This window comes from Stenotrophomonas sp. PUT21, from assembly GCF_052232875.1.
Taxonomy (GTDB): Bacteria; Pseudomonadota; Gammaproteobacteria; order Xanthomonadales; family Xanthomonadaceae; genus Stenotrophomonas; species Stenotrophomonas maltophilia_N.
In genome coordinates, this window is record NZ_CP197645.1 from 3,869,501 (window position 1) to 3,892,427 (window position 22,927).

Annotated in this window: 21 protein-coding genes; 2 read left to right on the forward strand and 19 right to left on the reverse strand. The window is 68.4% G+C overall.

Annotated elements, in window-relative coordinates; translation table 11 throughout:
- Positions 1–94: 94 nt before the first annotated feature.
- The 3 genes from ACTT2I_RS17440 to ACTT2I_RS17450 form a co-directional block, all read right to left on the reverse strand.
- Positions 95–541 carry a universal stress protein gene (locus ACTT2I_RS17440; RefSeq protein ID WP_088432276.1) on the reverse strand — a complete coding sequence of 149 codons (447 nt, stop codon included), beginning with the start codon at positions 539–541 and terminating at the stop codon, positions 95–97.
- Positions 542–616: 75 nt separating this feature from the next.
- Positions 617–1,186 carry a sugar O-acetyltransferase gene (locus ACTT2I_RS17445; protein WP_421098765.1) on the reverse strand — a complete coding sequence of 190 codons (570 nt, stop codon included), beginning with the start codon at positions 1,184–1,186 and terminating at the stop codon, positions 617–619.
- A 49-nt stretch (positions 1,187–1,235) separates the two neighbouring features.
- Positions 1,236–1,493, reverse strand: coding sequence for a hypothetical protein (locus ACTT2I_RS17450; protein ID WP_088432278.1), 258 nt, complete (start codon positions 1,491–1,493; stop codon positions 1,236–1,238).
- Positions 1,494–1,718: 225 nt separating this feature from the next.
- Between ACTT2I_RS17450 and ACTT2I_RS17455 the strand changes: the two genes are divergently transcribed.
- On the forward strand, positions 1,719–2,450 hold the full coding sequence (locus ACTT2I_RS17455) for a ThuA domain-containing protein (RefSeq protein WP_421098764.1): 732 nt from the start codon (positions 1,719–1,721) through the stop codon (positions 2,448–2,450).
- Here ACTT2I_RS17455 and ACTT2I_RS17460 read toward each other — a convergent pair whose 3' ends face one another.
- The 11 genes from ACTT2I_RS17460 to ACTT2I_RS17510 form a co-directional block, all read right to left on the reverse strand.
- Positions 2,451–3,005 (reverse strand): hypothetical protein, encoded by a 555-nt coding sequence (locus tag ACTT2I_RS17460; RefSeq protein ID WP_421098763.1) that lies wholly within the window; start codon positions 3,003–3,005, stop codon positions 2,451–2,453. It abuts the gene before it with no gap.
- A 120-nt stretch (positions 3,006–3,125) separates the two neighbouring features.
- A complete protein-coding gene (gene uvrD / locus ACTT2I_RS17465; protein ID WP_293980543.1) occupies positions 3,126–5,315 on the reverse strand; it encodes a DNA helicase II in 2,190 nt (729 codons plus the stop codon).
- A gap of 63 nt (positions 5,316–5,378) precedes the next feature.
- Positions 5,379–6,770 (reverse strand): FAD/NAD(P)-binding protein, encoded by a 1,392-nt coding sequence (locus tag ACTT2I_RS17470; RefSeq protein ID WP_421099388.1) that lies wholly within the window; start codon positions 6,768–6,770, stop codon positions 5,379–5,381.
- A gap of 36 nt (positions 6,771–6,806) precedes the next feature.
- Positions 6,807–8,225: a cardiolipin synthase gene (gene cls / locus ACTT2I_RS17475; RefSeq protein ID WP_421099387.1), complete on the reverse strand. Its 1,419-nt coding sequence runs from the start codon at positions 8,223–8,225 to the stop codon at positions 6,807–6,809.
- Between the two features lie 160 nt (positions 8,226–8,385).
- Positions 8,386–8,553 (reverse strand): 50S ribosomal protein L33, encoded by a 168-nt coding sequence (rpmG, locus tag ACTT2I_RS17480; RefSeq protein WP_172407465.1) that lies wholly within the window; start codon positions 8,551–8,553, stop codon positions 8,386–8,388.
- A 10-nt stretch (positions 8,554–8,563) separates the two neighbouring features.
- Positions 8,564–8,800: a 50S ribosomal protein L28 gene (gene rpmB / locus ACTT2I_RS17485; protein WP_019185625.1), complete on the reverse strand. Its 237-nt coding sequence runs from the start codon at positions 8,798–8,800 to the stop codon at positions 8,564–8,566.
- A 228-nt stretch (positions 8,801–9,028) separates the two neighbouring features.
- On the reverse strand, positions 9,029–10,585 hold the full coding sequence (locus ACTT2I_RS17490; protein ID WP_421098762.1) for an AAA family ATPase: 1,557 nt from the start codon (positions 10,583–10,585) through the stop codon (positions 9,029–9,031).
- A gap of 4 nt (positions 10,586–10,589) precedes the next feature.
- The gene (locus ACTT2I_RS17495; protein ID WP_088432283.1) at positions 10,590–11,138 is read right to left on the reverse strand and encodes a hypothetical protein; all 549 of its coding nucleotides are present in this window, start codon (positions 11,136–11,138) and stop codon (positions 10,590–10,592) included.
- Positions 11,135–11,347: a hypothetical protein gene (locus ACTT2I_RS17500; protein WP_421098761.1), complete on the reverse strand. Its 213-nt coding sequence runs from the start codon at positions 11,345–11,347 to the stop codon at positions 11,135–11,137. Before ACTT2I_RS17500 ends, ACTT2I_RS17495 begins: the two co-directional genes overlap by 4 nt.
- A 9-nt stretch (positions 11,348–11,356) precedes the next feature.
- The gene (locus ACTT2I_RS17505; RefSeq protein WP_421098760.1) at positions 11,357–13,072 is read right to left on the reverse strand and encodes a hypothetical protein; all 1,716 of its coding nucleotides are present in this window, start codon (positions 13,070–13,072) and stop codon (positions 11,357–11,359) included.
- Positions 13,069–13,554: a hypothetical protein gene (locus ACTT2I_RS17510; protein WP_088432286.1), complete on the reverse strand. Its 486-nt coding sequence runs from the start codon at positions 13,552–13,554 to the stop codon at positions 13,069–13,071. The genes ACTT2I_RS17505 and ACTT2I_RS17510 overlap by 4 nt, the downstream gene beginning before the upstream one ends.
- 183 nt (positions 13,555–13,737) lie before the next feature.
- Between ACTT2I_RS17510 and ACTT2I_RS17515 the strand changes: the two genes are divergently transcribed.
- Positions 13,738–14,952 carry a glycosyltransferase gene (locus ACTT2I_RS17515; protein ID WP_421098759.1) on the forward strand — a complete coding sequence of 405 codons (1,215 nt, stop codon included), beginning with the start codon at positions 13,738–13,740 and terminating at the stop codon, positions 14,950–14,952.
- A 66-nt stretch (positions 14,953–15,018) separates the two neighbouring features.
- Here the strand turns inward: ACTT2I_RS17515 and ACTT2I_RS17520 are convergent, their stop codons facing one another.
- From ACTT2I_RS17520 to ACTT2I_RS17540, 5 genes are all read right to left on the reverse strand, one after another.
- On the reverse strand, positions 15,019–18,201 hold the full coding sequence (locus ACTT2I_RS17520) for an efflux RND transporter permease subunit (RefSeq protein WP_421098758.1): 3,183 nt from the start codon (positions 18,199–18,201) through the stop codon (positions 15,019–15,021).
- A 35-nt stretch (positions 18,202–18,236) separates the two neighbouring features.
- Entirely contained in the window at positions 18,237–19,226 is a 990-nt protein-coding gene (locus ACTT2I_RS17525) for an efflux RND transporter periplasmic adaptor subunit (RefSeq protein WP_088432289.1), read from the reverse strand.
- Positions 19,223–20,503 (reverse strand): TolC family protein, encoded by a 1,281-nt coding sequence (locus ACTT2I_RS17530; RefSeq protein ID WP_421098757.1) that lies wholly within the window; start codon positions 20,501–20,503, stop codon positions 19,223–19,225. Before ACTT2I_RS17530 ends, ACTT2I_RS17525 begins: the two co-directional genes overlap by 4 nt.
- A gap of 54 nt (positions 20,504–20,557) precedes the next feature.
- Entirely contained in the window at positions 20,558–20,938 is a 381-nt protein-coding gene (locus ACTT2I_RS17535) for a DUF2946 family protein (protein WP_421098756.1), read from the reverse strand.
- A gap of 100 nt (positions 20,939–21,038) precedes the next feature.
- Positions 21,039–22,826: a DUF885 domain-containing protein gene (locus ACTT2I_RS17540; protein ID WP_421098755.1), complete on the reverse strand. Its 1,788-nt coding sequence runs from the start codon at positions 22,824–22,826 to the stop codon at positions 21,039–21,041.
- Positions 22,827–22,927 lie beyond the last annotated feature (101 nt).

A 22,927-nucleotide genomic window follows, 5' to 3' on the forward strand; every position in this document is an offset into this window, starting at 1 on the left:
CTGCGCGGCGGATGGGTAGTGCCGGCCGCTGGGCGGCTGCGCTTGCAGCGGGACCCCGAGGCGGCGGCCAGCGGTGGGCACTACCGCTTTCCCATTACCGGATGACCAGCACCGGTACCGTGCTGCGCGCGAGCACTTCGGCGGTCTGGCTGCCCAGCAGCACGCGGGTGACGCCACGGCGACCATGCGAGGTCATCACGATAAGATCGCTGCCGCGTTCAGTAGCGGTATCGATGATGCCGTCGGCGGCATAGCGGTCGAGCACGTGCACGGTGGTAGCCCGCAGCCCCTGCGCCTGCGCGGCGGCCTGGGCCGGCTGCAGCACCTTCTGCGCGGTTTCTTCGCGGTCGGCCTTGTACTCGGGCGTGTTCATGTAGCCCACGCTCCAGCCCATGGCGTCGTACATGCCGACCGCCCACGGCTCGGAGACGGTCACGATATCGACCTCGGCATTGAGGTCCTTGGCCAGCTCCAGGCCCTTGGCCAGGCCTTTTTCGGCCAGCTCCGAACCATCGGTGGCAATCAGGATGCGCTTGTACATGGCAGAGCTCCTCGGGGTGGGCAATGGGAACATCACCATTGCACACCCGATGTGGACGCGGTGCCTTGAGCTGGATCAATCGCCGTGGGCGCGCGCAGGCACCGCCCGCGCCGGGTTGCCGACCACGGTCGCACCGGCGGGTACATCGCGGGTCACCACGCTGCCCGCACCCACCACCGCGTCATCACCAATGGTGACGCCGGGCAGCACGATCGCGCCGCCGCCGATCCAGACATTGCGCCCGATCCGCACCGGCCTGGCCGACTCCAGGCCTTCCGCCCGCGCCTGCGGATCGCGCGGATGGTCGGCGGCATAGATCTGGACCGCCGGACCGATCTGGGTGCCATCGCCGATGCTGACCTCGGCGACATCCAGGATCACGCAGTTGTAGTTGAGGAACACGCCCTGCCCCAAGCGGATGTTGTAGCCGTAGTCGCAGTGGAACGGCGGCCGGATCACCGCGCCCTCGCCGACTGCGCCCAACTGCTCGCGCAACAGCGCGCGGCGCACGGCCGGGCTTTCGGCCAGGGCGGCGTTGTAACGGACCATCCAGACCTTGGCGGCGGCCATGTCGGCCTGCAGCGCCGGGTCGCCCGGGCGGTACAGCTTCCCGGACAGCATCTTTTCCTTTTCGCTCTGACCCATGCGGCCTCCTTCAGACAGAGGCTGATGATGCCGGTTGGCCGTCCGCCTGTCAGCGCGCCTTGCAGCGCGTGCCCAGCAATGCGACCACGGCGAAGACGAGGCCGCTCAGCCAGAACCACAGCGTCGCCTGGCCGATGCACACCACACTGGGCTGCGGCTGGCAGCGCAGGCGCAGCAGATCGAAGTCGCCACCGTCGGCCAGGCAGGTCTGCGCGTTGTGGACCAGGGCCAGCACCGGCTCGGCCCAGCCTGCCGACCATGTCAGCAGGACCAGTGCAGCAAGCAGATACGGAATTCCCTTGTTCACGAGTGCGCTCCCAGCGGACAGGGGCAGACTCTGGGCGCCGGCCCGGGGACGGACAAGCGGTACGCGACGAACTGGGTGAAATCCGGGATGAGTCTGGGGCGATCGGGGATGAAGCGAGGCGCTCTGGCCGACCGCAATGCGGATAGCGCAGGCATGCGCTGCCTGGGATGCCTGTGTGCTGCAGCGCAGGACGGAGACCAGCACCGCCCATGACAGACTTCACGCATGCGCCCTCTGCTCATCGCTCTGCTGTGCTCGCTGGCCCTGCTGCCGCTACCCGGCCTTGCCGCCGCGCCGGGTCCGGACCGCGTCCTGATCTTCAGCCGCACCGCCAAGTTCCACCACGACTCGATTCCTGTGGCCGTGGCGGCGCTGCGCGAGCTGAGTGCCGAGGCCGGCATGACGGCGGACCCGAGCGACGATCCCCGGGATTTCCGCCCCGACAACCTCGCCCGCTACCGCGCCGTGATCTTCGCCAATACCACCGGCGATGTACTCGACGCCACGCAACAGGCTGCGATGGAGCAGTTCATCCGCAACGGTGGCGGTTTCATGGGCGTGCACGCCGCGGCCGACACCGAATACGACTGGCCGTGGTACGGCGAACTGGTCGGCGCGTGGTTCCACAAGCACCCGGAGGGTCTGCAGGACACGCGGGTGCAGCCCGAGCGTGACGGCAAACCGTCAGGCCCGGCGTGGCCACTCCGCGATGAGCTCTACAATTACCGGCGCAATCCGCGTGGGATGGTGCAGGTCATCGCGACGGTGGACGAAGCGCGCTACGACGGCGGCACCATGGGCGCCGATCATCCCATCGCCTGGTGCCGGCCCTTCGATGGCGGCCGCAGCTGGTACACCGGGCTGGGCCATGATGCTGCGGTGTACGCCAATCCGGCTGTGCGGGCGCAGCTGCGCCGTGGCCTGCGCTATGCAGCAGGCCACGCGCCGGACTGCTGATCAGGCGGTACGCACCACGCGTGCACCTTGGCACAGCGGGTAGCTCGCCAGCAGATCGGCGATGCGCGCGTGCAGGGTGTCGAACGAGGCGCCATACAGATACAGCGCCGTCTCGGTCGGGCCCTGCCACCAGCTGCAGATCTCGCCGTGGCCTTCGATGCGCTCGACGATCTGTTCGAACACATAGTTCGAATCACACTGTTCGTAGACCTCATCGGGCAGATCGGTGCCGTTGAGATACAACGCCAAGCCTTCGGTGACGCCGAACGGCTGATCGGGGGCGCCTTCGCGCTGGATCAGTGAGCCCTTCGGCGCGCCCAGCTGCTCCAGCAGTTCGATCACGCCGGGCAGCGACGCCGGATCGTTCAACGCGACCTCGATATCGCCGTAGTCCACTTCACCGTCTTCCGTCAGCGCAGTGCCACCGCCGGTGATCTCGCCCAGCTCGGCACTGCCCAGCAGCGCATCCAGTGGATCTTCGAACAGCTCATGGCGATGCTCGGGCTGGAGCTTGGCGTTCAATTTGACGGTGAGGTGCAGCGGCGCATCGGTCATGGCGGGGGCCTGTTCGAAAAGGATGGCGCCATTGTAGTGCCGGCCGCTGGCCGGCTCGCGACAACGCCGCGGCAAAGAGCAGCCGGCCAGCGGCCGGCACTGCTGGATGACGGCCGTTGCTCAGAGCACCGTCAGATTGGCATACGCCATCACCAGCCACTTGCTGCCGGCCTCGATGAATTCGACCTGCACGCGGGCGTGCTGGCCGCTGCCTTCGTAGTCGGTGACCATGCCTTCGCCGAATTTGGGATGGTTGACCATCGCGCCCAGCTTGAGCGGCGGTGCTTCCAGCGCGGCGTGGCCCATCACCCGGTTGGCGCCGAGTGAGGTGCCGCGCGAGACCTGCACCTTGGGGCGCACTTCGTTCACCAGCTCGCGCGGGATCTCGCGCAGGAAGCGCGAGGGCACGTTGTAGTTGTCCTGGCCATGGATGCGGCGCGATTCGGCGTAGCAGAGCACCAGCTTCTGGCGCGCGCGGGTGATGCCCACGTAAGCCAGGCGCCGCTCTTCTTCCAGCCGGCCGCTTTCTTCCAGCGAGCGCGCGCTCGGGAACAGGCCGTCTTCCATGCCGGCCAGGAACACCAGCGGGAACTCCAACCCCTTGGCGGCGTGCAGCGTCATCAACTGCACCCCCTCTTCGCCGGCCTGGGCCTGGCCTTCGCCAGCCTCCAGCGAGGCGTAGGCGAGGAAGGCGACCAGCTCGCTCATGTCCTGGGTTTCTTCGACATCATCCTCGCGACGCACGAAGCGCGAGGCCACCGAAACCAGTTCGTCCAGGTTGTCCGCGCGCGATTCCGAATCCAGCGCGTTGCGGCTTTCCTTGGACCAGTGCTCACGCAGGCCCGAGCGCATCAGCACGTGGTCGATGCGTTCGGCCAGGGTCATCGTGTCCGCTTCGGCCTGGAGCTGATTGACCAGCACCAGGAAGCCGGCCAGCGCATTGCGTGCGCGTGCGGCCAGCGCATTGCCCTGGGTGGTGAGCATGGTGGCTTCCCACAGCGAAATCGCGTGGGCGCGCGCCAACCGGCGCACTTCATCCAGGGTGCGGTCGCCGATGCCACGCGTCGGCGTGTTGACCGCGCGCTCGAAGGCAGCGTCATCGTTGCGGTTGGTCATCAACCGCAGGTACGCCAGCGCGTCCTTGATTTCGGCGCGCTCGAAGAAGCGCATGCCGCCATACACGCGGTACGGCACCTGCTCGGACAGCAGCGCTTCTTCGAAGGCACGCGACTGTGCATTGCTGCGGTAGAGCACGGCAACATCGCCGTAGCTGCCACCATCGCGCACCCACTGGCGCGCGCGTTCGACCACGTAACGCGCCTCGTCCATTTCGTTGTAGGCCGCGTACAGATCGATCGGATCACCGTCGCCGCTGTCGGTCCACAACTCCTTGCCGATGCGGTCCGGGTTGTGCGCGATCACCGCATTGGCCGCGCCGAGGATGTTGGCGGTGGAGCGGTAGTTCTGCTCCAGGCGCACGGTCTGCGCACCCGGGAAATCCTTCAGGAAGCGCTGGACGTTCTCGACCTTGGCGCCGCGCCAGCCATAGATGGCCTGGTCGTCGTCGCCGACCACGAACACGTGGCCGGTCTCGCCGGCCAGCACGCGCACGAAGGCGTACTGGATGGCGTTGGTGTCCTGGAACTCATCCACCAGGATCTCGCGGAAACGCGAGCGGTAGTGGGCCAGCAGCGCCGGGTTGTCGCGCAGCAGCTCATGCGCGCGCAGCAGCAGCTCGGCGAAATCGACCAGGCCGGCACGATCGCAGCGCTCCTGGTAGGCCGCATAGGCCTGGCGCATGGTTTCCAGCCACGCGTCATGCGGCTCGGGCTGGATGTGCTGCGGGCGGCGACCCTCGTCCTTCTGCTCGTTGATCCACCAGGCGATCTGCTTCGGCGGGAACTTGCCGTCGTCGATCTCCAGCTGCTGGACCACGCGCTTGACCAGCCGCAGCTGGTCGTCCGAATCCATCACCTGGAAGCTGTCGGGCAGCTTGGCGTCCTGGAAGTGCAGGCGCAGCAGGCGATGGGCCAGACCGTGGAAGGTGCCGATCCAGGCGCCGCGGCTACCCTGCGACAGCTGCAGGTCGATGCGGTGACGCATCTCGCCGGCGGCCTTGTTGGTGAAGGTCACCGCAAAAATGCCATGGGTCGGCACGCCGCAGACTTCGTTGAGCCAGGCGATGCGGTGGATAAGCACGCGGGTCTTGCCGGAACCGGCACCGGCAAGCACCAGATGGTGGCCGGGCGGGGCGGACACAGCTTCGCGCTGGGCGGGGTTCAACCCGTCGAGCAAGTGGGAAACATCCATGTCCCCATTTTACCCTCGGGCGGGTCGCTCCGGGCCGTTACCCGGCGGCCGGATCGAACGGGTTCAGCCGCGCGCGGCCTGTTCGGCCTGCACGCGCAGCTCCGGGATCGCCAGGCTCTCCCACAGCGTGCCGATGCGCAGGCTGCCGACCACACGGATCGCGGGCTGCGGCTGGCCATGGCCATCGATCAGGCCGCCCTCCTCCACCGTGGTATCCAGGCCCAGGCCATGCGGGCCCGGGCGGGCATGCCCGTCCGCCAGCAGCTGCTGGATCAGCGGATTGCGCATGGACAGCGCGCGCGTCTCCACCCCGGTGGCATTGATCACCGCGCCCACGGTCAGCGGCGGCAGGCCACCGTTCGGACTGCGGCCGTGCAGCTGCAGCCCGCTTTCCTGCACCAGCAGCGTGTCCAGCCGGGCGCGGTGGCGCTGCAGCTGGCCGCTGCGCTCCAGTTCGGCCACCTGGGCGTGCACCGATTCGGCGATACGATGACGGTGCACGTCCCAATAGCGCACCACGTGGCGCAGGAAACGGCGCTGGTCGGCCTCGTTCAAGCTCAACCACAGCGCCTGCCCCATGGGCCGGATCCGGTCCATCACGCTCTGCCAGGGGATGCCCTGCGCCACTGCCGTGCGGGCCTGCCCACGCAGTTCGCGGACGCGCTGGCGCAGCGGCATCGCCAACAGCGGCTGCGGATCGAACGTGACAGCTGCGCCGTGCGCGTGCGGCAAGGGCAGCAGCGCGTGGCGCGACAGCACGAAAATGCGCCCACGGTGACCGGCGGCGGCCAGGGCCACCACGCTGTCGGCCATGCTCAGGCCGGAGCCGATGATGGCCAGATCGTCATCGCCGGCCAGCACCCGCACACCATCGTAATCCCAGGCCTCCACCACCTGCGCGGGCGGCAGTGCCTCGGCACCGGGCACCGGCAACGGGCGCATGCTGTTGCCACACGCCAGCACCACGCGCTGGGCGTTCCACGTCACCTCATCGTCGAGCCGCAGCTGCACGCCCTGTGCAGTGGGCGCCAACGCGAACACCGGCTGTTCGACCACCTCCAGCACCGCCACGCTGCGCTCGCGCGCCTGCTCCAGGCGCTCGCGCAGGTACGCGGCGTAATGGCGGCGCGGCACGAACTGGTCGGCCAGCAGCTCGCGCGGTACCCCGGCAATCGCCTGGCTGTCGATCAGGTAATCGAGGAAATCCGCGGGCTGATCCGGCAGCCCGCTCATCTTGCCGGCCGGTACGTTGAGCAGATGCTCGGGCCACGGCGTGGCGTAGGCGATGCCTTCAGCCAGCACCGAGGCCGGCTCGAACAGCACGATGCGTGACGGCCGCTGTGCATGGCGCAGGGCCTGCAGTGCGACGAGGACGCCGGCAGCGCCGCCGCCGACGATGGCCAGATCACACTGGCAGTGGGTATCGGACGCAGTCATGCACCGATTGTAGGCGATGCACGTGGACCGGCCGTCCACGTGCGTCACAGCGGGCTACATCAAGGCATCGGCCAGCCGTGCGATGCCTTCGCGGCTGCGCTTCCATGCCGGCCGTTGGCGCCATGTCGCCAGATCCAGCGGGCGCGACTGTTCGAGATAGTCTGCTTCGATCTGCGCCAACTGCCGCACCATGCCGGCGTCGTAGCAGAGCATGCCGATCTCGGCGTTGAGCGCGAACGAGCGGATGTCCAGGTTGATCGAGCCGACCAGCGCGATGTCTTCATCGACGGTCAGGTGCTTGGCGTGCAGGAAGTTCGGCTCGTACAGCGCGATGCGCACGCCGCTACGCAGCAGCTCGTCGTAGTAGGCCTCCTGCGCCCACGAGGTCAGCCGCTGGTTGGTGCTGGCCGACAGGATCAGCTGCACCTGCACGCCGGACAGCGCGGCGATGCGCAGCGCGCTCAGGGTCGCTTCGTCGGGCACGAAGTACGGCGTGACCAGCACGATCCGCCGGCGCGCCAGATGGATCAGCGCGTTGACCGCATCGCGCGCGTTGCTGAAGGGGTACGCCGGGCCACTGGGCAGCAGCTGGGTCGGCACATCGGCCGAGCACACCGGCACCGCGGTCAGCACATCCAGGCGCTGCCCGGTTTCCATGTACCAGTCGCTGGCGAACACCGCCTCCAGATGGGCAACCACCGGCCCGCGCACGCGCGCGACCAGTTCCTTGTTCGGGAAGCCGGCGACGAACTGCGCGCGCGCCAGGTTCTGCGAGCCGATGTAGCCGACCCGGTTGTCGATCACCGCGATCTTGCGGTGGTTGCGCAGGTCCATGCGGCCACTGCGGCGCCAGCGCAGGCCACCGGGCAGCATCGCGCGCACGTCCACGCCGATGGCCTGCAGCCGGTGGCGATAGTGGCGCAGCCCGCGCTTGGCGCCGACCGCATCCAGCAGCAACCGGCAGTGCACGCCACGCGCCGCGGCGCGCTGCAGCGCCTGCACGATGGCCTCGCCGACGGCATCGTCAAACATCAGGTAGTACAGCAGGTGCACGCGATCGCGCGCCTGGTCGATGTCTTCGATCAGCGCCTGCAGCGAGGCGTCATAGTCGTTGAGCAGATCCACCGCATTACCGTGGATGGGCATGAAATCGCCCTGGCGCTCGATCAGCGGCACGATCTCGGCGGTGGCGGTATCCGGCGCGGGCGTCCAGCGCAGTGGCGGCTGCAGGGCCTGTTCCTCGCGGATCACCTGCGAGGCCTCGGCCTGGCGCTGCACGCGCTGACGCGACAGCCAGGGGTGGCCGAACAGCAGATACAGCGGCAGCCCGAGCAGCGGCACGAAGCCGACCAGCAGCAGCCAGCTGCGTGCGGCACCGGGCGTGGTGCGGCTGGGAATCCAGAACAGCGCGGCCAGCCGGATCAGCCAATCCAGCATCAACAACCACGAACCCAGCAGCCACTCGAACAGCATCGCGTCGCCCGTCGGGAGGGAACCCCATTCTGCCATGGGCTGCTGTGCGGCCGGGGTGACCGGCGTAGCGGTCAACGACGGTCATCGCCGCGCGGGCTGAAACGGAAAAACCCGCCACGAGGGCGGGTTTTTCGTCGGGAAGCTCAAGGATCCTTGCGGATTACTTGATCTTGCCTTCCTTGTACAGGACGTGCTTGCGCACGACCGGATCGTACTTCAGGAATTCCATCTTCCCGGGGGTGTTCTTCTTGTTCTTGTCCGTCGTGTAGAAGTGGCCAGTGTTGGCCGTCGAAATCAGACGGATCTTATCGCGCTTGCCTGCCATGATCGTTTACTCCTCAGACCTTTTCGCCGCGCGAACGCAGCTCAGCCAGAACGGAGTCGATACCGTTCTTGTCGATGGTGCGCAGGGCATGCGCGGAAACACGAAGCTTGACCCAGCGGTTTTCGCTGGCAACCCAGAAGCGGCGCTCGTGCAGGTTGGGCAGGAAACGACGACGGGTCTTGTTGTTGGCGTGCGAGACGTTGTTACCCGTCTGCACTCGCTTGCCGGAAACTTGGCATACGCGGGACATTGCGCACCTCGATAAAAGTAGTTGTCAGCCCATAGCCCGGGCGACGGCGGCCTCGGCGGTTTCCCGCCACACGTCATGAGAATCAAAGGGTTACGCTGTCGAGGGCGGGCCGGATGACGTGTTCCCGGCCGCCGATCCAAAGGTTTTTGGACACAGCGAGCCGCGCATTATGCCCGCTTGGCCCTGCTGGCGCAACCGAGGCCGGCAGGGGCCTGCCGGCCGGGTCGTTCATGCCAGCACGGCGCGGCGCGGCCGCCCGGCGGCTGGGGTGCTGGCCGCGATCGGCTCACCCGAGGCCGGCACTGCCCGCTCCCGGCCCCAGGCGCGGATGTTCTCGATCTGCTCCGGTGCGGTCCGCGACAACGGCACCACGTTCTGGAAACTGCGCCGGAACAGCTCATCGGTGACCATGGCATCGCCCTTCAGATACGCCTCTTTCACCACTTCACGAACCGCCGATTCCAGGTCCGAGCCGGCAAAGCCCTCGGACAGCTCGACCAGTTCATCCAACAATCCCGGCGCCAGTTCGCGCTGCTGCAGCCCACGCCGCGCATAGATGCCGATGATGTCGCGGCGCTCAGGGGGCGTCGGCAGGTCGACAAAGAACAGTTCGTCGAACCGGCCCCGGCGCAGCAGCTCGGGCGGCAGCTTGGAGACATCGTTGGCGGTGGCCACCACGAACACGCGGGTGCGGGCCTCCTGCAGCCAATACAGGAACTGGCCGACCAGCCGGGTCGAGGTACCGCCATCGCCGCCCCCGGTGGCGCCGGCCAGGCCCTTCTCGATCTCGTCGATCCACAGCACGCAGGGCGCCACGTGATCGGCAGTGGCCAAGGCCTCCTTCAAGCGGCCTTCGCTCTGGCCCAGGTACTGGCCATGGATGGTGGACAGGTCCAGCCGGTACAGCGGCAGCTGCCAATCCTGGGCGATGGCCTTGGCCGACAGCGATTTACCGCAGCCCGGCACGCCGACCAGCAGCACGCCACGCGGCGGCCGGATGCCGCGCTCGCGCAGGTCGGCGGTCAGCAGCGGCCGCTCGCGGGCCAGCCAGCTCTTGAGGCCGCCAAGGCCACCCACACTGAGGTCGCCGCCACGCACGGGCACCCGCTCGATACCGGAAATGTCGGCGAAGATCCGGTCCTTGGCATGCATCAACTCGACCAGATCATTCTTGTCGATACGGCCATTGACCAGCAACGTAGCGATGATGTTCTCCGCCTCCAGCCGCGAGATGCCGGCCAGGATCGCCGCCGCCTGGCGGATGTCGGCGTCGTCCCAGTCGATCTGGAACTGGCTGCGGTAAGGATCGATCTGCTCATGGATGATCGCCGCCATCTCGTCTTCGGTCGGCGGCGACAGCACCAACGACATGCCCAGGCGCTGCAGCTGGCCGAACACCGGCTTGCTGGTGACCACGACCAGCGAGCCACCATGGTCAGCCGCGAGCATCGCCACATCGATCAGTTGCCGGGCCGACGGCGTGTCGTCCTCCAGGTCGGACACCTCGGTCAATACGAAACTGAGGTTCTGCCGCTGCGCCATCTGCTGGCTGGCGAAGTCGACCGCACCGATGACCGAGCGGTCTTCGTTGACGATCCGCCCCGTCGCCAGTTCGCGCGTTCCCTGCGACAGGGTGTGCACGTAGAACGGCGCACTCAGCGCGCCGGCCACGTCACGCAGGATGTCCAGCACCCGCGCACGTTCAGTGCTGCGGATGGAGATGAAGGGCACGCGCGCTTTCAGGTAACGGGTCAGCGTGGCGTGGAACTCGCGGGTATCGCTCATGGGGTCAGATCATCAAGGTTCGCCGGCGCCCCGGCAGGGCGGGAACATCGGCAGGTGCAGCAGAAGGGAGGGGCGGCGGCGCGGAGGCATCCAGCGCGGCCGGCCGGTAGTGGCACAGGCTGTTGTAGCGCACCGCGCGCAGGGTGCGGTCGCAGCGTTGGGCGCGGGCGTTGGCTTCCAGGTCGGCCTGCATCCTGGCGGTGATGCGCACCAGTTCCCCGCGCAGGAAGGCGCGCAGCGATTCGGGCAGCGTCGCCAGCGACGCCAGTTGATGCAGCACGCTGAAATGCCGACGCGCATCCAGCAGCGCGCGGACCAGGGTCACCTCGTCAGCGCGGTCGCCGAGATCGCGCTGCAGGCGAGCGCTGCACTGCTTCAGGCGCAGGTCGAGCAGCGTGGTGATCCGGTCGGTGAATAACTGCGCCACGCCAGGCGTCCAGTCCAGCCGCCCTGCCGCCATGGCCGCGAGCGCCTCGGCTTCGCGGCCACCTTCGCTGAAGGCATCCAGGACCTGGCTCCATTCGGCGTAGGTCCGGGGAACCGGCAGGGTCATCCGTGCGAGGCGCGCTTGCGGCGTACGAAACCGGTCATCGGCAACAGGTCCCAGCCAGGCAGGGCACCGGCGAGCGCATCCGGCGCGGCAACGGCGACCGGCGGGGGGGCCGGGGTCGCCACCGCTGCATCGTTCAACGGCGGTGGAACGGCGTCATGGACCGGCAGCGGTGGCGGCACGGCGGAAGCATCGAGCAGGGAACGGGTCATGGTCGGGCCTCAGGCGGTGGCGGCAAGGATGCGGCGGGTGTTGTCATGGCCGCCAAGAGTGAACTGTTCGGGCGTGATCGACTCCAGCAGCGCGGTCAACTCGGCGGCCTGTGCGTCGCGCCCGGCCAGGTCCCGCCGCACCTCCACGACTTCGGCCATGCAGGCCTTGAGCGCGTTCTGCAGTTGCTCGCGCTGCCGCGTGAAGTCGGCGCGGACCGTTTCGCGGGTCTTTTCCAGATTCTTGTAGGCCATGCCGACCCACAGCAGCATCAGCGCGGCGATCACCATGCCGATGACGTTGCCCAAGGTCATCACCAGCAGCAGGACACCCAGCACCAGCACCGCCCAGTGCTGGAAGCGCAGCTTCACACCGGCCAATGCCTGCGCGAGCCCGGTGTCGACGTGCTCGTTGAGCGAGGTCTCCAACGCAGCCTGGTTGCTGCCATCGCGGGTGCTGCCCTGCCAGGCATCCAGTGTGACCTCCACCTCGGTCGGGATCGCCTGGCGGATGCTGGCGGTGAGGTCGTGGTGCGCTTCCAGAATCCAGCTGCGCGACTGCGCGGTGGCAAACCGCTGGGTGGCGCGCGAGGCCTGCGAGGTTTCCGGATGCATCGCGGCGTTGGTGAGCAGCTGGGTGAAACTGATGCGGTGTTCCAGCGCCGGGTCCTGCAGCTGGAAGCGGCGATCGGCCGCAGGGCGGTCGCCGTTCTCATCGATGATCAGCTTGCACAGGGCCTCATCGCGGCGCAGCGGGAGCTCGTCGGCATCGAAATGCGAGACCAGCTTGGTCAGCAGCGCATCCACGTCGGCGGCCAGTCCGGCCGTGGCGCGTACGTCACCGCTGAACACGCTCTGGAAGTGCCGGGTGACGGCCGCGTGGGTCGCCGTGGCGTTGAGCGAGTCCTGCAGGGCCGGCCAGGTCGGGCTGAAGCGCTGCAGGTGCGGATAGCGGGCGCTGTCGTCGCCATTGGGCGTCTTGGAGCGCAGCGCGTCGATCCACTGGCTGCGCTGGGCCTCTACGAAGCCGGCGCGCTGGGCCAGTTCCTCGATCCATTCATTGGTGCGGGCCACGCAGATGCGGGCGGTATCCACGCCGAACACACCGCCGGCGATCGCATCGATCAGCACCACGGTCTGGCGGTCGAGTTCCACCGGATTCTGCATGCCCAGGTAACGGTCCATCCACTGCTGGGCGGCCGACAGACGGCCGGCGCGGCGGCTGACGAGGGAGAACAGCAGGCTGGTTTTCTCGTCATCGCGACGGATCGCCTCGGCCAGCGCACGCTGCGCCAGATCCTGCTGGTCGTTGAGCCACGCCGCCAGCGCCACCAGTGCCGGGGCCAGCCAGTAACCGGGTGCAGCGAGCATGAGGTTCTCGCTGGCGGCACGGATGGTGTCCTGCCGGACCAGGCTGATATCGGCCGCCTGCAGGATGCCGGTGGTCTGGCGGCGCACTTCGGCGTAGTGGCCGAAACGGTTCTCCAGCTCCTGGCGGATCTTCACCTGGCGGGTTTCGGCCAGCGACAGCTCCTTGGCTTTCAGGTCCGCCGCCACGAAATCCATGAACGCCTTTTCCAGGCGGGCCAGTTCGCTGCGGGTGGCGCCCACATCGCTCTGGATCGCGTGGGCCCGGGTATGCAGGGCGTCCAGGTCCTGCCCAAGCGAGCGCAGGCTGCTGTTGATCGCGGACAGGTCCGCCATGTGGATGATGCGTTGTGTGCTCATGTCGTTCCTTCGATGACGGCGGTCTGGCCGGAGTCGCTGACGGTGACCATCCGCTTCGCGTACACCTCGATGAAGGCGTAGGACGGATGCAGGGCCAGCGTGCGTGCCCGTTCGAGCGTTAGCGGCAGCGTGTGGCCGATCTTGAAGTGCTCGATGATCTGCCCGGTCAGGTCCAGCGTATGGACCTCATACGGGTGCCCCAGCATGCAGCGGCTGACGATGCCGAGCAGACGGTCCTCCAGGGCGATCTCACCGAGCTCCGCCTCCACCAGCTGCTTCAGCGCGGCCACTGCGTCGCGATCGTGCACGTGGCCGCCCACATCGACCCGGGTCATGGCCTGTACGTACGCAGGCGAGCGCTTCTGCCGGAGCCGGCTGTCGAGCGAGGCCGCGCTCAGTGTGGTGGTACGTGCCTGTGAGCGCGTGGCGACAGACAGGCCAGCGGTGGCGGCCTCCTTGCCGAACAACAGATTGCGAGCCATTCCCTGCTTCCTGCGACACCGCGAGCGCGGCCGTTCCGTGGCGGAAAGTAGCAGAGATGCGGTGCTGTTCCAATGCGATGGGGCCGTCACTGGCGGCTGCGTTAGGCTGGGTGCCCGAGAAGGACAGCCCTGCATGAGGATCCCCGCCATGACCCGGCGTTCCGTGTTCCCGACGCGCCACCCATGAAGCTGCTCGCCCTGACCTACGGCACCGAAGGCGACACGCGCCCGTTGGTGATGCTCTGCCATGGCCTGATCACCGCGGGCCATGACGTGCTGTTGCTGGCCGAGCGCGGCACGCTGGATACCGCGCGCGAGCTGGGCGTGCCGCATGCCGCGCTGGAGGGGGACATCCATGACGAGGTGGTGGCCCTGGTCTCGCGTGGCAACGCCCGGCTGGCCGCCTCGCGGGGGCTGGCGCGGATGGCGCAACGTCATGTGCCCGGCTGGATGCGCCAGGCCGATGCCGCTGCCGCCGGGTGCGATGCGGTGCTGACCGGCGGGCTGGCCGCCTTCGTCGGCCTGACCGTGGCCGAGCACCACGGGCTGCCGGTGATCGGTACCGGGATGATCCCGCTGACCCCGACCGCCGGCTTCCCCTCCCCGTTCCTGCCACGGCTGCGCTTGCCCGGCGTGCTCAACCGGCTCAGCTACACCCTGGTCAACCAGGCGGTATGGCGCACCTTCCGCCGCCCGGTCAACGCCGCGCGAGCGGCACTGGGCATGCCGCGGCGCGCCTCACCCTGGCGGGATCTGCCGATGCTGTACGGCATTTCGCCCAGTTTGCTTCCCCCGCCGCCGGACTGGCCGGACAACCACCGGATCTGCGGCCAGTGGCGCGCGCCCGAACGTGGCTGGCAACCGCCGCCGGATCTGCAGGCCTTTCTGGATGACGGCCCCGCCCCGGTCTACCTCGGCTTCGGCAGCATGACCGGCTTCGATCGCGACCACGTGCTGCCCGCGCTGCTGGCGGCGTTGGCGCCGCGCCGGGTCCTGCTGTTCCCGGGCTGGGCCGGGCTGCCCAGCGCCCCGTTGCCACCCAGCGTATTCGTGATCGGGCCGACCCCGCATGAGGCGTTGTTCCCACGCTGCGCGCTGATCATCCATCACGGTGGCAGCGGCACCACGCATTCGGCCTGCCGGGCCGGTGTGCCCTCGCTGGTGATGCCGTTCGCCGCCGACCAGTTTTTCTGGGCAGACCGGCTGCGCGCGCTGGGCGTGGCACCGCCGGCGTTGTCGCCGAAGCGCTTGGACGCCGGGACACTGCAGCGGGCGATCGCCTTTGCAGAGCATGCAGATACCCGCGCCCGCGCCAGCGCGCTGGGTCAGGCGATGACGGCCGAGAACGGCGTCCGCGCTGGCGTCACTACCATCGAGGCGTGGTTGTCACCTCGATAGCAGTGGCAGCAGGCGGCACGGACGCTTCCGTGCCGCCGGCCGGGTCACCCGACCCACGGTCGGGTGCTACCGGACGACCAGTGTCGCCTCGTCCTTGCGATGCAGCCACCGATACAGCACCGGCAGCACCAGCAAGGTCAGCAGCGTGGACGAGACGATGCCGCCGATCACCACGGTCGCCAGCGGACGCTGCACCTCCGAACCGGCACCGACGTTGAACGCCATCGGCACGAAACCGAGCGAGGCCACCAGCGCGGTCATCAGTACCGGGCGCAGACGGCCCAGCGCGCCCTCGCGCACCGCCTGCGGCAAGGGCATCCCCTGCTCGCGCAGGCTACGCACGAAACTGATCATCACCAGGCCATTGAGCACCGCCACACCGGACAGCGCGATGAAGCCCACACCGGCCGAGATCGACAGCGGAATGCCACGCAGGGCCAGCGCGAGCACGCCGCCGGTGAGCGCCAACGGCACGCCACTGAACACGATGGCCGCATCCTTGACGGAGCCGAACGCCCAGAACAGCAGCGCGAAGATGATCGCCAGCGTCACCGGCACCACGATCGACAGGCGCTGGCTGGCCGAGATCAGCTGCTCGAAACTGCCGCCGTACTCGATCCAGTAGCCGTTGGGCACCTGCACATCGCGCCCGATCGCCTGCTGCAGGTCACCCACGAAACCGCCGAGATCGCGGTCGCGTACGTTGGCGGTGACCACGATCCGGCGCTTGCCGTTCTCGCGGTTGATCTGGTTCGGCCCTTCGCTGTTGCTCAGCGTTGCCAGCTCACGCAGCGGCACCGTGCGCGCACTGCCGCTGGTCCAGCTGCCGGGGCGGCTGGACTCGTCGGCGTCATCGGCCAGGGCCGTCTCCAGCGACACGGGCAGGTCCGCCAGCGCGGCCGGGTCCTGGCGCAGCGCTTCGGGCAGGCGCACCACGATGTCGAAACGACGGTCGCCTTCGAACAACTGCCCTGCCACCTGGCCGCCCACCGCGGTGGCCACGGTCGACTGCACCTGGCCCGGATTCAAGCCATACCCGGCCAACGCGGTACGGTTCGGGGTGACGGTCAGCAACGGCAGGCCGCTGGTTTCCTCCACCCGTACGTCGGCCGCACCCGGCACGCTGCCGGCCACCGCCGCGATACGCTTGCCGACCGACAGCAGCGTGTCCAGATCATCGCCGAACAGCATCACCGCCACGTCGGCACGCACGCCGGAGATCAGCTCGTTGGTGCGCATCTGGATCGGCTGGGTGAACTCGTAGTTGTTGCCGGGCAACTGCTCGACCGCTTCTTCCAGCTCGGCCAGCAGCGCCGCACGCGATTTGCGTGGATCCGGCCAGGCCTTGCGCGGCTTCATCATGATGAAGGTATCGGCGACCGAGGGCGGCATCGGATCGGAGGCGACTTCCGGCGTGCCGATCTTGGAGAACACCTTGTCCACCTCGGCGAACTGCACCAGCCGGTTCTCGATCTGCTTCTGCATCTCGATGGACTGGGTCAGGCTGGTCCCGGGGATGCGCATGGCGTGCATGGCGACATCGCCTTCGTCCAGGTTCGGCACGAACTCGCTGCCCAGCCGCGTGGCCAGCAGGCCACAGCCGACCACCAGCACCAGCGCGCCGGCGACCATCCAGCGGCCGCGCCGCAGCGCGAAGGCGAGCATCGGCGCATAGCGTCGGCGCACCCAGGCCATCAGGCGGTTTTCCTTCTCCTGCACGCGGCCGCCGAGGAACAGCGCGATCGCGGCGGGGACGAAGGTCAACGCGAGCACCATCGCACCGGTCAGCGCCAGCACGACGGTGATGGCCATCGGGTGGAACATTTTTCCTTCCACGCCGGTGAGCGCGAAGATCGGCAGGTACACCGCAGTGATGATGCCCAGCCCGAACAGGCTGGGGCGGATCACTTCGGCCGTCGCACTGGCGGTTTCGGCGAAGCGTTCTTCGCGGGTCATGTCGCGGCCGAGCATATGCTGGCGTTCGCCGAAGCGGCGCAGGCAGTTCTCGATGATGATCACCGCACCGTCGACGATCAGGCCGAAGTCCAGCGCGCCCAGGCTCATCAGGTTGGCCGACACACCCCCACGGGCCATGCCGGTCAGCGTGAACAGCATCGCCAGTGGAATCACCGCGGCGGTGATCAGCGCCGCGCGGAAATTGCCGAGCAGCAGGAACAGCACCACGATCACCAGCAGCGCGCCTTCGACCAGGTTCTTGGCCACCGTCTCGATGGTGCGGTCGACCAGCGCGGTGCGGTCGTAGCTGGCGGTGACCGTGACGCCCTCCGGCAGGCTGGCCTGTGCCTGCTGCAGGCGCGCCGCCGCGGCCTGGGCGACATCGCGGCTGTTGGCGCCGATCAGCATCACCACCGTGCCCATCACCACTTCATGGCCGTTCTGCGTGGCCGCGCCACTGCGCAGCTCCGGCCCGTCCTGGACCTGGGCCACATCGTGCACGTGGATCGGCACGCCTTCGCGGCGGGCCAGCACGATGTTGCCGATCTCCTCCAGATTGGCGACCTGCCCGGGGATACGCACCAGGAACTGCTGGCCGTTGCGTTCGATGTAGCCGGCACCGACGTTCTGGTTGTTGGTTTCCACCGCCTGCGCGACATCTTCCAACGTGAAGCCCAGCGCGCGCAGGCGTGCCGGATCCGGGGTGATATGCACCTGGCGCTGGAAGCCACCGATGGTGTTGACTTCGGTCACGCCGGGCACGTTGCGCAGCTGCGGGCGGATCACCCAGTCCTGCAGCGTGCGCAGGTCGGTGGCGGTGTACGCCGTGCCATCGGCCTTGCGCGCCTTGGGATCGGCGTCGATGGTGTACATGAAGATCTCGCCGAGCCCGGTGGAGATCGGGCCCAGCTGCGGATCCAGCCCCTCCGGGATCTGCGATTTGACCTGCTGCAGGCGCTCGGCGACCTGCTGCCGGGCGAAGTAGATGTCGGTGCCGTCCTTGAACACCACGGTCACCTGCGAGAGCCCGTAGCGTGAGAGCGAGCGGGCCTGCTCCATCGCGGGCAGGCCAGCCATCACCGTTTCCACCGGATAGGTGATGCGCTGCTCGGTCTCCAGCGGCGAGTAGCCGGGCGCGGCGGTGTTGATCTGGACCTGGACGTTGGTGATGTCCGGGGTGGCGTCGATCGGCAGCTTGGTGAAACTCCAGCTGCCGATGACGATCAGCACCAGGGTCAGGGCCATCATCAACCAGCGATGGGCGATGGCGGCGCGGATGATGCGCTCAAGCATGAGGGCGGCCTCCGGCGGCGGGGCGTGGCAGGGCGTCAATGTTCATGCGATGCCCCTGCCTTGCCGATGTCGGCCTTGACCACGTAGCTCTGCTCGACCACCACCTCTTCGCCGAGGGTCAGGCCATCGAGCACTTCCACCTTGCCGGCATCGCGCGCACCGAGTTTGACCGCACGCGCGGTGTAGGTCTCGCCTTCGCGCACGAACACCACCTCCTTGCCGTCCATCGTCTGCAGCGCGCTCAGCGGCACTACCTGCGCCGCCGGCTTGGTGGCGACCACGATGCGGGCCTTCACCGCGGCACCGGGCCGCCATTGGCCATCATCGTTGCGCAGCGTGGCACGGGCGACCGTGCTCTGGCTGGCGGTGGCGGTACCGGGCAGCACGCGCTCCAGCGTGGTGGCCTGGCTGACACCGTCGGTCATGCGCGACACGGTGACGGGCACGCCGGCGGTGATGTGCTGGGTGTCGTTGCCGAAGATATGCAGGTCCACCCACAACGTGGACAGATCACCGATCTCGAACAAGGGCGTGCCCTCACCGGCCACCCCACCGACCTGTGCCTGGCGCGCCAGCACCACGCCACCGATCGGTGCCGTCACGGTGTAGGTCGTCAGGCTCAGGTTGCTCTCGATGCTGGCCAGCACCTGGCCGGCGCGCACGCGGTCGCCGACATTGGCGCGCAGCGAGCGGATCGGGCCGGGGAAGCGCGCCATCACCTGCGCGACGCGGCCATCGACCGGGGTCAGCAGGCCCTGCACGTCGTGCTCGTCGGCAATGGTGCCGGCCACCACAGGTGCCACACGGATACCAGCCTGCTCGGCCATGGCCGCGGCGATGGTGGTGCTTTCCGGTGCGTCGTGATCGTCATGATCATCGTCATGCCCAGCCTCTCCATGGCCGGCGTCCGTCGCGGCCGCCTTGACCGGCGCCGCAGCGGGGTCGCTGCTGCCGCAGCCGGTGAGCGCCATCAGCGCGATCAACAGGCTGCCGGCCAGCACGGTACGGGTCAGGGAAGCGGTCATCGGCGGTCCTCCGTGGACACGGTGTCGGTAGCGGCGACCATGCTCTGGCCGGTCAGTCGCTGGATTTCGATCAGGGCGGTCTGTGCGGCGATGGCCGCTTCGAGCTGGCGCTGGCGTGCTTCGATCCGCATCGCCTGCAGCTGGGCCCACTCCATGTAGCTGATCGCGCCGGCACGCCAGGCCTTCTCGGCGGCGTTCTCGGCACGCTTGAGCTGGGGCAGTACGTCGCGCTCCATGCGGGTGACTTCCAGCCGCGAGGTCAGGTAGCGGCCATGCGCTTCAGCGAGCGTGGCGTACAGCTGCAGCGCGCGCGCGTCGCGCTCCACGCTGTTGAGCGCCAGTTCGGCCTCGGCCGCGCGGATCTCCGGGTCGGCACGGCGCACACTGCCCAGCGGCACGCTGAAACCGGCCACCAGGGAGGTATCGCGGGTGTCGCGGCTGTTGCGCACGCCCACCTGCCAGCTGACATCGGGCCGTGCCTGGGTGCGGGCCAGCTGCACCTGCGCTTCGCGGATGCGGCGCTCACCGGCCAGCACCGCCAGTTCCGGGGTGCGCTGCAGCTCGTCGGCGAGCACGGCGAAGTCCTGCAACGCGGGCAGCTGCATCGGATCGCCGGTGACCACGTCGAAGCCGGGCTCGCGCTGGCGCCACAACGCCGACAGCGCCGCACGCGCGGACTGATCCATCTGCCGGGCGCGATCGCGGTCCAGTTCGGCCTGCGCCAGCATCGCCTGCGCCGTCATCAGCACCGATTCCGGCGAAGCACCGGCCTGCAGCCGCAGCCGCGCGGCGGCGACGGCGCGCCTGCGCTGCTCGATATCGGTCTCGGCGATGCGCAGCTGCTGACGCGCATCGGTCACCGCCAGGTAGCGGCGGGCGACTTCGGCCATCAGGTCCAGCCGCGCGGTTTCCCGCTGCGGGGCCAGACTGTCCAGATTGGCCTGGGCCACGGCGCGGCGGGCGTCCAGTTTGCCGCCGCGCTCCAGCACGCCGGCCAAGGTGACGGTAACTTCCGCGGCATCGAAGCCGCGGGTGTCGCCGGTGCCGAGGGCGTTCTCCAGCTCCACGCCCACGGTCAAGGGCGGCGACAGGCCGGCCGCGTCACGGCGGGCTTCCCACACCGGCCGCTGGGCCTGCGCCAGGCGCAGATCGGGGTGGTACTGGGCGACGCGCGCGATGGCGTCGTCGAGGGTCAACGGTGCAGCAGGTGTCGTGCCCTGTGCGTACACGCACGGCACGAACGCAATGGCAGCCAGGGCTGCCAGACGCATCCACATGGGAGTCTCCAGAAAGCGATCAGAGGGCAAACGGCGGCGCGTGGCCGCAGGGCATCAGATCGCTATCGGAGGACGCAGCAGGTTCTCGGGCGGCTGGGTGCGCAGCTGCGCGACCAACCCGGCAGGCACGCCGTGGCTGGGCGCGGTGGGCAGGCTCCAGGCCATCGCGGCCATCGGCAGCACGCCGCCATGGCCATGGCAGTGGCCGCAATGCACCAGGGCATGCAGCCAGTCTTCGTTGCCGTCGCCGTCGCTGGAGGCAACGCCGGCCGTGTCATCGCCGGTGCCGTGCAGCTCGCTGCTGTCGGCGTGCACGGTCAGGTGGATATCGGCCAGGGCCGAGGCCAGCGAGCTGCCGAACACGCCCACACCCACCACCACCAGCATCAGCAGGCGGAGCAGCAGGGACGGACGCGGGCGGGCACGACGGAACATGGCCCGCAGGGTAGCCGGGCGTGAAGCCGTTACACAATCGCAGCCCGGCACGTTGGTTCACGTTGGCCAGGGCCGGCACGATGGCCGGCCCCGGCGCGGCTCAGCTGGCCGCGGCCTTGCGCTGGGCGATGAAGGCCTGGATCTGCGCCTCCAGCACCGGCAGCGGCACCGAGCCCTGGCTGAGCACGGCGTCGTGGAAGGCCTTGACGTCGAAACGGTCGCCCAGTTCCTGCTCGGCCTGCGCGCGCAGGCGCACGATTGCGATCTCGCCGAGCTTGTAGCTCAGCGCCTGGCCCGGCCAGGAGATGTAGCGGTCCACTTCGGTGGTCACTTCATGCTCGCTCAGCGCGGTGTGGTCGCGCAGGTAGGACAGCGCCTGCTCGCGGGTCCAACCCTTGTGGTGCACGCCGGTGTCGATCACCAGGCGCGCGGCCCGCCACATTTCGTAGGTCAGGCGGCCGAAATCCTCGTACGGGGTTTCGTAGATGCCCATTTCCACGCCGAGCTTCTCGCAGTACAGGCCCCAGCCTTCGCCATAGGCGGAGATGTAGTTGTTGCGGCGGAAGGCCGGCTGCTCGCCCTGCTCGGCCGCCAGTGCGCCCTGCAGTGCATGGCCGGGATCGGACTCATGCAGGGTCAGCGCCGGCAGGTTGTACAGCGGCCGCGCCGGCAGGTTGTAGGTGTTGAGCCAGTAAGTGCCCATGCCGCCACGGCCGGCGGTCCAGAACGGAGCGATATCCGGCGGCACCGGGACGATGGTGAAGCGCGCGCGCGGCAGGGTCATGTACTTGCCGATCACGCCGTCCACGCGCTTGGAGATCCAGGCCGCGCGGTGCAGCAGCTCGTCCGGGGTCTTGGCGTAGAACTGCGGATCGGTGCGCAGGAAGGTCAGGAACTCGGCGAAGCTGCCCTTGAACTCGACCTGCTTGATGATGCCGTCCATCTCGGCCTGGATGCGCGCGACTTCCTTCAGGCCGATCTCGTGGATCTGCTGCGGGGTCAGGTCCAGCGTGGTGTATTCGTGGATCTGCTGCTTGTAATACGCCTTGCCGCCGGGCATCGCCTCGGCCGCCAGGGTGGTGCGCGCCTGCGGCACATACTCACTGACGAAGAAGGTGCGCAGCTTGGCGAAGGCCGGCACCACGCTGCCACCGATGGCCTGGCGGGCCTGTTCCTGCAGCTGCGCCTGCTCGGCGGCCGGGATGCTGGCCGGCAGTTTCTTGAACGGCGCGTACAGCGGCGACTGGGTCGGGTCCTTCAGTTCGGACACGGTGGCAATCGAGACCTCGCGGCCATCGAGCACCGCACGCGGCACGCTGAAACCGCGCTTGAGGCCGGCGCGCATGTTCTCGGTCTGCTGGTCGAAATAGCGCGGCACATCATTCAGGCGCGCGATGTAGTTGCGGTAGTCCTGCGCGGTCTTCATCTCGCGCCGGGCCATGAAGGACAGGTTGGACCAGAACGAGGAGTCCGCGTTGAACGGCATTTCGTAGGCGCGCAGGCGTACGTCGGCGGCCAGGTTGAACACCTGGTCGCGGTAGATCGCGTAGTTGATCCGGTTCTCGGCCGAGAGCGCCTGGGTATCCACCTTGTCCAGCTGGGCAAGAACGTCGTCCCAGACCTTCAGCCGGCCCTGCTGCGCGGCTGCGCCGACATCGGGCATGCGGGTCGCGTTGGCCGGGCCGTCGCCGTCTTCGCTGGCTTCACCGCCGCCGGCTTCGCGCCAGGCCCATTCCTTCTCGTAGATGGCGCGGAACTGCGCATCGGCGGGGCTTTCGGCAGCCAGGCTGGCCGGGGCGGCAGCCGCGGAGGCCGGAGGTGCAGCCAGGGCAGCGCCGGCAGGAAGGGCCAGGGCGAGCAGCAACGCAGCAACGAGCGGTGATTTCACGGTCAGGGGTTCCGAGGGACGGCAAACCCCGATGATGGCACCCGGCGAAGGGGCCGCGCATGGATCAAAGGTCCTGCCCGGGTCGCGGGCAGCGCCGAAGG

Bases quoted from the DNA above. Each gene is read 5' to 3' on its own strand.
- ACTT2I_RS17440 (WP_088432276.1), bottom strand. From the start codon at position 541: ATGTACAAGCGCATCCTGATTGCCACCGATGGTTCGGAGCTGGCCGAA.
- ACTT2I_RS17525 (WP_088432289.1), bottom strand. From the start codon at position 19,226: ATGACCGCTTCCCTGACCCGTACCGTGCTGGCCGGCAGCCTGTTGATC.
- ACTT2I_RS17530 (WP_421098757.1), bottom strand. From the start codon at position 20,503: ATGTGGATGCGTCTGGCAGCCCTGGCTGCCATTGCGTTCGTGCCGTGC.
- uvrD (WP_293980543.1), bottom strand. From the start codon at position 5,315: ATGGATGTTTCCCACTTGCTCGACGGGTTGAACCCCGCCCAGCGCGAA.
- cls (WP_421099387.1), bottom strand. From the start codon at position 8,225: ATGCTGTTCGAGTGGCTGCTGGGTTCGTGGTTGTTGATGCTGGATTGG.
- ACTT2I_RS17505 (WP_421098760.1), bottom strand. From the start codon at position 13,072: ATGAGCACACAACGCATCATCCACATGGCGGACCTGTCCGCGATCAAC.
- ACTT2I_RS17460 (WP_421098763.1), bottom strand. From the start codon at position 3,005: ATGACCGATGCGCCGCTGCACCTCACCGTCAAATTGAACGCCAAGCTC.
- ACTT2I_RS17510 (WP_088432286.1), bottom strand. From the start codon at position 13,554: ATGGCTCGCAATCTGTTGTTCGGCAAGGAGGCCGCCACCGCTGGCCTG.
- ACTT2I_RS17495 (WP_088432283.1), bottom strand. From the start codon at position 11,138: ATGACCCTGCCGGTTCCCCGGACCTACGCCGAATGGAGCCAGGTCCTG.
- ACTT2I_RS17490 (WP_421098762.1), bottom strand. From the start codon at position 10,585: ATGAGCGATACCCGCGAGTTCCACGCCACGCTGACCCGTTACCTGAAA.
- ACTT2I_RS17535 (WP_421098756.1), bottom strand. From the start codon at position 20,938: ATGTTCCGTCGTGCCCGCCCGCGTCCGTCCCTGCTGCTCCGCCTGCTG.
- ACTT2I_RS17520 (WP_421098758.1), bottom strand. From the start codon at position 18,201: ATGCTTGAGCGCATCATCCGCGCCGCCATCGCCCATCGCTGGTTGATG.
- ACTT2I_RS17515 (WP_421098759.1), top strand. From the start codon at position 13,738: ATGAAGCTGCTCGCCCTGACCTACGGCACCGAAGGCGACACGCGCCCG.
- rpmB (WP_019185625.1), bottom strand. From the start codon at position 8,800: ATGTCCCGCGTATGCCAAGTTTCCGGCAAGCGAGTGCAGACGGGTAAC.
- ACTT2I_RS17455 (WP_421098764.1), top strand. From the start codon at position 1,719: ATGCGCCCTCTGCTCATCGCTCTGCTGTGCTCGCTGGCCCTGCTGCCG.
- ACTT2I_RS17500 (WP_421098761.1), bottom strand. From the start codon at position 11,347: ATGACCCGTTCCCTGCTCGATGCTTCCGCCGTGCCGCCACCGCTGCCG.
- ACTT2I_RS17445 (WP_421098765.1), bottom strand. From the start codon at position 1,186: ATGGGTCAGAGCGAAAAGGAAAAGATGCTGTCCGGGAAGCTGTACCGC.